Origin of the sequence: Paeniglutamicibacter sp. ORCA_105, assembly GCF_045798545.1 — a bacterium.
GTDB classification, from domain to species: Bacteria; Actinomycetota; Actinomycetes; order Actinomycetales; family Micrococcaceae; genus Paeniglutamicibacter; species Paeniglutamicibacter sulfureus.
In genome coordinates this window covers 80,203-89,925 of sequence record NZ_JBIXLM010000016.1, presented here as the reverse complement: position 1 = coordinate 89,925, position 9,723 = coordinate 80,203, and the positions used below count along the sequence as shown (strand labels likewise).

Annotated in this window: 9 protein-coding genes; 5 read left to right on the top strand and 4 right to left on the bottom strand. The window is 69.2% G+C overall.

The window, feature by feature from the left end:
• The 4 genes from ACIPUB_RS10085 to ACIPUB_RS10070 all read left to right on the top strand — a co-directional run.
• Positions 1-496 (top strand): dihydrofolate reductase family protein (locus ACIPUB_RS10085; protein ID WP_407607250.1); only part of this gene is annotated, 496 nt, incomplete at its 5' end.
• 58 nt (positions 497-554) lie between these two features.
• Positions 555-1,481 (top strand): J domain-containing protein, encoded by a 927-nt coding sequence (locus ACIPUB_RS10080; RefSeq protein ID WP_407607249.1) that lies wholly within the window; start codon positions 555-557, stop codon positions 1,479-1,481.
• Positions 1,482-1,577: 96 nt separating this feature from the next.
• Positions 1,578-2,060, top strand: coding sequence for a tRNA (cytidine(34)-2'-O)-methyltransferase (locus ACIPUB_RS10075; RefSeq protein WP_407607248.1), 483 nt, complete (start codon positions 1,578-1,580; stop codon positions 2,058-2,060).
• A 119-nt stretch (positions 2,061-2,179) separates the two neighbouring features.
• Complete coding sequence (locus tag ACIPUB_RS10070; RefSeq protein WP_264270728.1) at positions 2,180-2,737, top strand: anti-sigma factor; 558 nt, start codon at positions 2,180-2,182, stop codon at positions 2,735-2,737.
• 91 nt (positions 2,738-2,828) lie between these two features.
• On the opposite strand, the gene ACIPUB_RS10065 is transcribed toward ACIPUB_RS10070, so the two are convergent.
• The 4 genes from ACIPUB_RS10065 to ACIPUB_RS10050 all read right to left on the bottom strand — a co-directional run bounded on the left by ACIPUB_RS10065 (position 2,829) and on the right by ACIPUB_RS10050 (position 7,305).
• Positions 2,829-3,584, bottom strand: a complete 756-nt coding sequence (locus ACIPUB_RS10065; RefSeq protein WP_407607247.1) for a PIG-L deacetylase family protein — start codon at positions 3,582-3,584, stop codon at positions 2,829-2,831.
• Positions 3,585-3,589: 5 nt separating this feature from the next.
• A complete protein-coding gene (locus ACIPUB_RS10060; RefSeq protein WP_407607246.1) occupies positions 3,590-4,543 on the bottom strand; it encodes an electron transfer flavoprotein subunit alpha/FixB family protein in 954 nt (317 codons plus the stop codon).
• 23 nt (positions 4,544-4,566) lie between these two features.
• Entirely contained in the window at positions 4,567-5,388 is an 822-nt protein-coding gene (locus ACIPUB_RS10055; RefSeq protein WP_407607245.1) for an electron transfer flavoprotein subunit beta/FixA family protein, read from the bottom strand.
• A gap of 324 nt (positions 5,389-5,712) precedes the next feature.
• Positions 5,713-7,305: a trypsin-like peptidase domain-containing protein gene (locus ACIPUB_RS10050; RefSeq protein ID WP_407607244.1), complete on the bottom strand. Its 1,593-nt coding sequence runs from the start codon at positions 7,303-7,305 to the stop codon at positions 5,713-5,715.
• A gap of 269 nt (positions 7,306-7,574) precedes the next feature.
• Between ACIPUB_RS10050 and ACIPUB_RS10045 the strand changes: the two genes are divergently transcribed.
• The gene (locus ACIPUB_RS10045) at positions 7,575-9,632 is read left to right on the top strand and encodes a TPM domain-containing protein (RefSeq protein ID WP_407607243.1); all 2,058 of its coding nucleotides are present in this window, start codon (positions 7,575-7,577) and stop codon (positions 9,630-9,632) included.
• Positions 9,633-9,723 lie beyond the last annotated feature (91 nt).

Sequence of the window (9,723 nt, the reverse complement as noted above, 5' to 3'; positions counted from 1 at the left end):
GGCGCGCGGCATGCCCGAGCGCCCGTTGCTGGCGGTGGTCTCCGGGCACCTGGACCTGGATCCCGGGAGCGAACTGTTCACCACGAACCCCGGCAAGATCCTGGTCCTCACCTCGGGCGCCGCGAATCCGGAGCGGGCGGCGGCCCTGGGCGCGGTGGCGGAGGTCATCGCTTCCGGGGACCCGGGGCCTGTCATCGACCCCCGGTGGATCATCCGGACGCTGCACGGCAAGGGCCTGCGCGTGATCCATTCCGAGGGCGGGCCCACGCTCCTTGGCGACTTCCAGCGGGCCGATGCGGTGGACAGCCTCTGCGTGACCTTCTCCCCGCTGCTGGTGGGCGGGGACTCGCGCCGGATTGCCCGCGGCACCCCCACGGATGTGTCCCGCGTGATGTCCCTGCACCTTCTGCTCGAGGAGGATAGCGGCCTGCTGGCCGAATACCGCCGGGCGCACGGGAGCGGTCCTGCAGGGCAAACGTCCATCGGCAACCGGTAAGATCGCTTGAGCAACATCGCGCATCGATGCCTGCATTCCCGATCCGAAAGGCAGCCACGTGGCCCAGCGGAAAACCCATTACGAGGTCCTGGGCGTTGCCCCCACCGCCAGCGCCACCGAGATCAAGTCCGCCTACCGCAAGGCTGCCCGCATGACCCATCCGGACCACGGCGGAGACGCCCGGGACTTCGCCGCCGTGACGCTGGCCTACGAAACGCTGATCGACCCCGCTGCCCGCACCCGCTATGACCGCAGCTACGGCACCGAATCAAGCTACCGGCGCGGCAAGGCGCCAGCCCCCGAGGCCGGCGGAAGCCCGTCCGACGGAGGCTCGATGCGTTTTGGGACCGACAATGCCCGCCCCTCGGCCACCGACGCCACGACCTACCTCCCGGCGCTCGATGTCCCCGGTGCCATTGACCGGGAAACCTCGGTCCGCCAGGTGCATGGCACCCCGCGCAAGCGCGGGATCTTCGGTGCCCAGGCCCGGCTGGCGCGGGAGAACCGCACGGTCCAACTGCTGGTCCGCAGGGTGCTGCCGTCGCTGCCCTCCACGCGTCTGGTCAACGGGCTGCATGCCCCGGGCGGGGGCTACATCGACCACGTCCTGCTGGGCGGCTACCGGCTGGCGCTGATCCACTCCATGATGTTGCCCAAGGGCGTCTACCGCTGGGACGGTGCCTCGCTGCTGCGCGACGGCAAGCACATCGACCCGCCGCGCATTGCCCCGCTGGTGCACGAGATGCAGCGCCTCTTCCCCGAGCTGAACGTCACCGGCTGGACGGTCATCCTGTCCCCGGACGGGAACCTGCACGAACCAGTCATCGACTACGCCCGCGGCGCCGAACCCGGCCCCATCAACGCGCTGAATGTCGTCAACGCCATCAACCTGGTGCGGGAAATGAAGATGTTCCTGGGCACCGGGCCGGCCCCGCATGTGGTGGATCGCACCATTTTGGCGCGCCTGCTGGGCGGAATGTACTAACCACGCGGGACAGCTTCCCGCCCGGGCGGGCCAGGGGCCGCGCCATGGACCGGGCCCCTGCGGGCGTCGGGGCCCCGGCACCGTAAACTGGGGGGCGTGTTCCGAATCCTTTTTTACACTCCCGAAATTCCCGGCAATACCGGCAATGCCATCCGCCTGGCCGCCGTCACCGGCGCAGAGCTGCACCTCGTTGAGCCGTTGGGCTTCGACTTCGAGGACTCCAAGCTGCGCCGGGCGGGCCTCGATTACCACGACCTGGCAGTGGTCACCGTCCACAAGGACCTCGAATCGGCGTGGGCTGCCCTGGCCCCCACACGCGTCTTCGCCTTCACCTCCGAGGGCGGGACCATGTACACCGATGTGGCCTACGAGCCGGGCGACGTGCTGCTCTTCGGCCCCGAATCCGTCGGCCTGCCCACCGAGGTGAAGCAGGACGCGCACGTGACCTCCACGGTGCGCCTGCCCATGCTGGAGGCCCGCCGCTCGCTGAACCTGGCCAACTCCGCCTCGATCGCGCTGTACGAGGCCTGGCGACAGCACGGCTTCGCCGGCACCGGCACCGGCACCGGCGCGCGCTAGGCACCCGGTGCATGCGGCCGGTATCCGGCCGGCACACACTAAACACCTAGGCTTCTCGCCTATGCTTACACGTGGCATTCCCCGGCCACCCCAACTCGATTTCCAAAGGACGGCAACTCATGACCGGCACCGATCCCGCCACCCCCGCGCATCGCGGCGACGAGAACGAAGAGGACCTCGGCATGGATCTGGTGGACCAGGTGTCCACCGACGCCGAGCGCCCGGCCCGACGCCCGCTCAAGAGGTGGGTGCTCGTGGTTGCGGGCCTGGCAGTGCTCCTGATCGGCCTCATCGCGGGCCTGTCGACCCTGGTCCCGACCAACTACGTCTCCAAGGTCGAGCGCGCCTCCGACCAGGTCGTCGTCCAGGCGGAACTGGAAGGCGGCGGGAACGCCGTGCTCACCACCTCGGCGAAGGCCGATGCAGGCATGATCGAGCTCACCGGCCTGCCGGACGTGGGCTCGAGCGAGACCTACTCGGTGTGGCTCATCGAGGCCTCCACCGACAGGCCCACCCTGCTGGCCAACGTCGTTCCCGGGGAGGAACCGGCGCAGGAGGGATTCAACGGCGTCGAGAAGATCGCCTCCGTCATGGTCTCGCTGGAGCCGGCCGATGGCAGCAGCACCGCCCCGAGCTCCGCGCCGCTTGCCGTGCTTGACCTTCCCGAGCCGAAGTAGCGACGCATCGGCGCACCCGCGCCGCAGACGACGGTGGGCCGTCTTCCCCTACGCAGGGAAGACGGCCCACTGTGCTCTGGTCCGATGAACGCTAGAAACCGGCGATGGTGTCAGCCGCGTTGACCGCCACCACGTGGAAGGCCTCCGCCAGGGCGCCGGGGGCCAGGCCCGCCTTGGCTCCCTGGTCCGCGCTCTGGGCCCGCACATAGCGTTCCATGGCCGGCACGTCGGGGTGCTGGCTCAGGTGCTGGCGAAGCGCGGAGAGCTTGAGGTCGAACACCTGGGTGATCTCCACCCGGTGGTTCTCGCGCTCGGCCGGTGCCCCGTAGAGCCACAGCCACGGCAGCTTGTACGCCTCTAGCCCCGCCTCGAGCAGTTCCGGGTAGGAGAACGGGTTCTCCACCGCCGGGTAGATGGCGCGGGTCACCGCCTCGCCGCAGGCCAGGTGGTCGGGGTGCGAGCGCTGGATCCGCTCCCAGTTGCGTTCCGGGTGCATGGCCACCACCACGTCGGGGCGCAGCGCGCGGATCAGCGCGACGACCTGCTTCATGACGCGGTGGTTGGGCTCCAGGAAGCCGTCGGCCTCCCCCAGGAAGTGCACGGTGTCCACTCCCACCAGGGCCGCGGCCGCGCGCTGCTCCTTGTGCCGGGTCGCGGTGATCTCCGCCGCGGTGCGCGCATCGAATCCCCCGGCGTCACCGTCGGTCATGATGCAGTATTCGACCTGCACGCCGGCGGCGGTCCAGGCCGCCACGGTGCCCGAGGCCCCGAAGTCCAGGTCGTCGGGGTGCGCGCCGAAGCACAGCACCCGGTTGACCGGCTCGGTCCCGGGGTCAAAGATGCCCACGCCCGCTAGCCCTTGCGCCGGCGGATCTCGGCGGCTGCCTGCGGCAGCACCGTGGCAAGGTCCCCCACGATGCCCAGGTCCGCGATCTCGAAGACCGGGGCATCGGGGTCCTTGTTGATCGCGATGATGGTCTTGGCCGTCTGCATGCCTGCCTTTTGCTGGATGGCCCCGGAGATCCCGGCGGAGATGTACAGCTGCGGGGAGACAGTGGTGCCGGTCTGCCCGACCTGCGCCGAGTGGTCGATCCAGCCGGCGTCGGTGGCGGCGCGCGAGGCGCCCACCGCCGCGCCCAGCGCGTCGGCCAGGTCCTCGACGGGGCCGAAATCCCCGTCGACGCCGCGGCCGCCTGCCACCACGAAGCGGGCCTCGGAGAGTTCCGGGCGCCCGGTGGCGGTGTGCGGTGCGGTGGCGGTGATGCGGGCAGCCGGGGCCGTGTCGCCGATTTCGAGCTCGTGCACCGGCGCAGTTGCGCCGACGGCGGGCGCCGCCTCGGGCACCTCGATGCTGTTGGCCTTCAGCGTGATCAGCGCCGGTCCGCGGGTGGCCTGTGCCTTCACGGTCCAGCTGCCGGCGAGCACCGGCTTGGTCACCGTCAGCTCGGCGTCCACGTCGATGGCGTCGGTGATGACTCCGGCGTCCAGGCGCACCGCAGTCCGTGCGGCGATTTCGCGTCCCTCGACGCTGTTGGGCAACAGCACCGCCGAGGCACCCGATGCGCGCACCGCTGCCTCCAGCAGCGATACGGCGGGGGCGATGAGCCCGCCGGCGTCCAGGCCGCCGGCAGCGGCATAGAAACCGCTGGCGCCGGCTGCGCCAAGCCCCGCCAGTGCGGCATCGTCGGCCGGGCCGCCGAGCACCGCGCTTGCATCGCCCAGCCGGGCCGCCAGCGCCAGCAGCTCGCGCTGGCCCTTGGATGGCGTGCCGGCGGGGGCGTGGATGTAAACCAATATCTTCATCATGCGTGTATCCCCTTGGGTAGGTGCTAGATCAGCTTGGCGTCGGCAAGGAAGTCAACCAGCGCGATGCCGGCCTGGCCGGAGTCGGTGATGATTTCGCCGGCGGCGCGCGGCGGGCGCGGATCTGCGCCCAGGACGCGGGTCGCGGACCCGGCGGCGCCCACTGCCGATTCGGCCAGGCCCAGCTCGGCGAGCGTGAGCGTGGTGACCTTCTTCTTCTTGGCTGCCAGGATCCCGCGGAAATTCGGGTAGCGCGGCTCGTTGGCCTGGTCGGTGACCGAGAGCAGCACCGGCAGCCCGGCTTCCAGGGTCTGTGCCCCGTCCTCGCCCTCACGCACCGCCGTAACCGTGTTGGATCCGGGGTCGAGCTCGACCTTGGACAGGTTGGTCAGCTGCGCCATGCCCAGGCGTTCGGCCAGCTGCGCCGGCACCAGCGAGGTTTCCGCGTCGGTCGAGGCCATGCCGGTGAGCACCACGTCGAAGCCGCCCAGGTGCTTGATGGCCGTGGCCAGCACCAGGGACGTGGCCCCGGCGTCGGAGCCCGCCAGCGCGGGATCGGAAATGTGCACACCCTTCGCGGCACCCATCTGCAGGGACTTCTTCACGGCGTTCGCCGCCGCGTCCGGGCCCATCGTCATCGCCGTGACGGTGTTGCCGGCTTTGTCCCCGCCGCGGGACTCGGACAGCGCCAGGGCGGCCTCGATGGCGTATTCGTCGAGTTCCGACAGGACGGAATCTTTGCGGTCCAGTCTGTTGCCCGGACCGGTCAGCTGGCGCTCGAATTGGACATCTGGCACGTGTTTGACCAACACGAGAATGTTCAAGGGCGTGCCGGTGTTCTGGCTCATTGCTGCCTTTCTGAAAACGTGGACAGATCTGGGTGGAAACGGCGGCCGGTGCTCACCGGCTTCCGCCAAAGGCGGGCGGGACCGGCCCTTTCCCCCTCGTATATCGTATCGGTGCCGGGCACCGCCCGATGGCATTGCCCGGGCCCCGCGAGCTGCCCGTTCCCGGCTCCGACGCACCAAACGCGGCGTGCCTGCAGGAAGAGGGCGTGGTCCTTCTTGCAGGCACGCCGCGTCCCGTGACATTTCGCCGGATTGCGTCGTGTTGCGCCGCGTTGCGGCCGGCGGGACCGGCCGTGTTACCCCGTGTTGCGGGCGGGCCCGGAATCAACTGGCCGGGGATTCCCCGACCGTCACATTCGCCGTGGCAGCGTTCCCGCCGCGGGTGTAGTGGATTTCCGCCTTTCCACCGGAAGGGAGCTCTCGGATCGCGGCGGTCAGTGAGGTGCTGTCGGAGATGGTGCGGGCATCCACCCCGGTGATCACGTCCCCGACCTCCAGGCCGGCGGCGGCCGCCGGGCTGTCGGCAACGACCTTCTTGACCTCGGCGCCGACGCTGAAGGAAGACGATCCGCCGCTCTCCACGGATGCGGGCTTGGCCAGCACCTCGACCCCGAGCATGCCGTGCGAGGCCGAGCCGTCGGCGATGATGTCGTTGGCGATGCGCTTGGCGTAGTCGATCGGGATCGCGAAGCCGACGCCGATCGACCCGCTGTCCGAGGAGCCCTCGGAACCGGAACCGGAGGAGGCGATCGCGACGTTCACGCCGATGATGTCCCCGTTGACGTCCACCAGTGCGCCGCCCGAGTTGCCGTGGTTGATGGCTGCATCGGTCTGGATGACGTTGATGAAGATCGAGCCGGCGGACCCGGACTGCTGCTCCGGGACACCGGGGAACCGGAAGTTGAACTGGTTCCCGTCCCCGTCTCCCTCCGCGCTCTCGTCCTGTTCGGGCACCGCCGAGGAGGCCACGGAGATGGTGCGGTTCAGCGTGGAGATGATGCCGTCGGTGACGGTGCCGCTCAGGCCCAGCGGTGCACCGATGGCGACCGCCGTGTCACCCACGTTCAGGTCGGACGAGGCGCCCAACGTCGCCGGAACCAGGGACGGTGCATCGATCTTGATCACGGCCAGGTCCGAGAGCGGGTCGGTTCCCACCAGGGAGCCGTTGTGCACCTTCCCGTCCGAGGTGCGCACCGAGATCGACGGGTCGCCGGTGGTGCCGCCCAGGGTCACCACGTGCGTGTTGGTGAGGATGTGTCCGGCGGTGTCCAGGATGATGCCTGACCCCGAGCCGGCCGAGCCGGAGCCGGAGACGTCGATGGTCACGACGCTGGGGCTGGCCTTGGCGGCTGCGGCGGTGACAGCGGTGACGTTCTCCGGGTTGTTGATGACCACGTCGCCCCGCGGCGTCTGGGTGCTCGATGAGACGGTGGTTCCATTGGAGGACATCACGTAATTGGCGCCCACCGCGCCGCCGGCGCCCACGAGTGCTGCTGCAACCATGCCCACGATCAGGGCGCCGGAGGTGAACTTCTTCGGGGAATTGTTCTGGGATGGGGGCGCGACGAAGGCCGCGGCGTGGTCCTCGGGGGTCGGGGACCCGTAGGGCGAGGCGGAATGCTGCCCCTGCGCGTTCCAGGCTTGTCCGTAGGCAGGCTGCTGCGGGCCGGCGGCATCCTGCTGCGCGGCGGTGTGGCGCGGCATTGACTGCGTCTGGTCCGCGGCGCCCTCGATCTTGTCCACCGGAGCCCGCCCTTCGTCCGCGGCGGGCTGCTCCTTGGCAGCCGGCTGCGCGGCGTCCGGACCGCTGGCGGGGGTGGTTGGCGGTGCCACGGGGCGCGGCGGCACGGCGCCGGATTCGGGCTGCGACCGGCCGTCGGCCGGGGTTCCCGGGTTCTGTGACTCGTTCTCGCTCATGGCTTTTTTCCCATCCTGAAGGTGGATAATCCTGCATTTCCTGGTTACAACTATGCCCTTTTGGGCTGTGGCGGCGAAAAGGGGCACCTGAGTGTTAGCTGTGAGAATGCGTTATTCGCCATCAGCATCCGGATGCTCCGGCGATTCTGTGGACTCGCGTGCATCGCCCCCATAGAATCAACATCGACAGCAGAAACCGGAAAGTTGCGAGTATCCACGCATCCGACCCGACGTTTCCGCGGCCGACCATGCAAGGGTGAAGGAATAATATGAAGTCGCTCCCCCGGCGGATGGCACTTGTTGCCTCCGCAGGAATCTTGTCCCTGTTCATGCTTGCACCACCGGCCTCGGCCGATTCCCCCGTGCAGATTCCCCCGGGCGAGTTCGTGGTGGACCAGGCCCGGGTTCTGGGGTCCGACGCCACCGAAGTGACCGACGCGGTGAACCAGCTGCGCCTGGACACCGGGCAGTCGCTCTTCGTCATCTTCGTGGATACCTTCTCCGATCCGGCCGACCCCGACGAATGGGTTAACGCCGTTGCCGAGTCCAAGCAGATGGGCACCAGCGACGCGGTCCTGGCCATCGCCGTGGAACAGCGCAACGCGAAATTCGTCGCCCACGAGGACGGTGACATTTCCGCCGAAGACAGCAGCACCATCTACAACAGGATGGTCGCCCCGCAGTTGTCCCAGCAAGATTGGGCGGCCGCGGCGCTGGGAGCGGTCACGGGCATCGAGAACGTGGCCAACGGCTTGTCGCCCACCGGTGGCGAGCCCGCTTCGAACGAATCCGGTGGCTCCGGCGGCGGCGCCGGATGGATCCTTGTCGGTGGCGTCGCGGTGGTCGGCGGTGCGACCGCCTGGGCGCTGGCACGCCGCAAGAAGCTTCCCGCAGGTCCCCCGCCGGTGGCCGCGGGCCCCGACGGCAAGCCGCTGGATCCGCTGGCATCGCTGAGCATCCCTGACCTGCGCACCAAGGCCGGCAGCCTGCTGATTGCCGCCGACGACGCCATTCGCTCCTCCGAGCAGGAGGTCGGCTTCGCGCAGGCCCAATTCGGCGAGGCCGCCATCAAGCCCTTCGCCGAGGACATTGCTGCCGCCAAGGAGCACATGTCCGAGTCCTTCAAGTTGCAGCAGCAGCTGGACGACCACATCCCTGACACCGAAGCCGACCAGCGTTCCTGGCTCGGGGAGATCATCCGCCGCTGTGAGGCAGTGAACGAAACACTGGAGCTGCACACGGAGGAGTTCACCTCGTTGCGCGAACTGGAACAGAACGCACCTGCCGCCGCCGCCTCGCTCAAGGCGCAGATCGAGCCCATGCGCCAACGTGTCGGCACCGTGAAGGACCATCTCGCCGAACTCGCCACCCGCTACACCGAGGGCGCGCTGCACCAGGTCCACACGAACATTGCCGAGGCCACCGACCGGCTTGACTTCGCCAACACCGCGGTGCTCACCGCGGAGGCGAAGATCGCCTCGTCCGAGACCTCAGAGGCCGCCGTGGCCGTGCGGGCCGGCGAGGACGCCGTGCACCAGGCAACCGTGCTGCTTGAAGCGATCGCCCACGCCGGAGACGACCTGGACAAAGCCAGGGCGGACCTCGAATCCCTGGTTTCCACCGCCGCGAAGGACCTTGCGCAGGGCCGCGCCCTTGTCGCCAACGGTTCCAACCCCGAGCTTGCCGGTTCCGTCGCCCGCCTAGAGGCAGCGCTGTCCTCGGTCCAGTCCCAGGTCGGCAGCGGCCTGGTGGATCCGGTGGCGCTCGTCTCGGAGGTCGATGCCGGTCTTCGCCCGCTCAATGAGCAGCTGAACCAGATCCGCGACGCGCGGGAACGCGCCAACCGCGCGGCCGAGTCCCTGCAGTCCGCCATCCGCACCGCTCAGATGAAGATCAGCGGCACCGACGACTTCATCAGGGCCAGGCGCGGCGGCGTCGGCGCCACCGCGCGCACCCGCCTCGCCGAGGCCCAGCGCAACGTCGAGGAGGCCCTGCGTCTGGCCCCCTCGGACCCGTCCACCGCCCTGTCCCATGCCGAGCATGCCTCTGCACTGGCCGACCAGGCCGCACGCGAGGCGGAAAACGATGTCGATGGCTTCGGCGGCGGTTTCGGCGGCGGCGGCTTTGGCGGGGGGCGCGGAGGCGGCAGCGGTCTTGGCGGTGCCATCCTCGGCGGCATCCTCATTGATTCCATCCTGCGCGGCGGTTCCCATTCCGGCGACTCCGGCGGTGGCCTCTTTGGCGGCGGCGGTTTCGGTGGATTCGGCGGCGGCGGAGGCGGCGGCTTCGGAGGCGGCTTCGGCGGTGGCGACGGGGGCAACTTCTAGGCCGGCCCCGCCCCTTGATTGCAGTAACGCAGCTCCGGCACACGGAAGCGCGACAGGGAAAAGTTCAACAAGACAGTCAACGAAAGGTCTC

Coding starts and splice junctions, on each gene's coding strand:
- ACIPUB_RS10070 (WP_264270728.1), top strand. CDS start 2,180: ATGACCGGCACCGATCCCGCCACCCCCGCGCATCGCGGCGACGAGAAC.
- ACIPUB_RS10060 (WP_407607246.1), bottom strand. CDS start 4,543: ATGATGAAGATATTGGTTTACATCCACGCCCCCGCCGGCACGCCATCC.
- ACIPUB_RS10055 (WP_407607245.1), bottom strand. CDS start 5,388: ATGAGCCAGAACACCGGCACGCCCTTGAACATTCTCGTGTTGGTCAAA.
- ACIPUB_RS10050 (WP_407607244.1), bottom strand. CDS start 7,305: ATGAGCGAGAACGAGTCACAGAACCCGGGAACCCCGGCCGACGGCCGG.
- ACIPUB_RS10045 (WP_407607243.1), top strand. CDS start 7,575: ATGAAGTCGCTCCCCCGGCGGATGGCACTTGTTGCCTCCGCAGGAATC.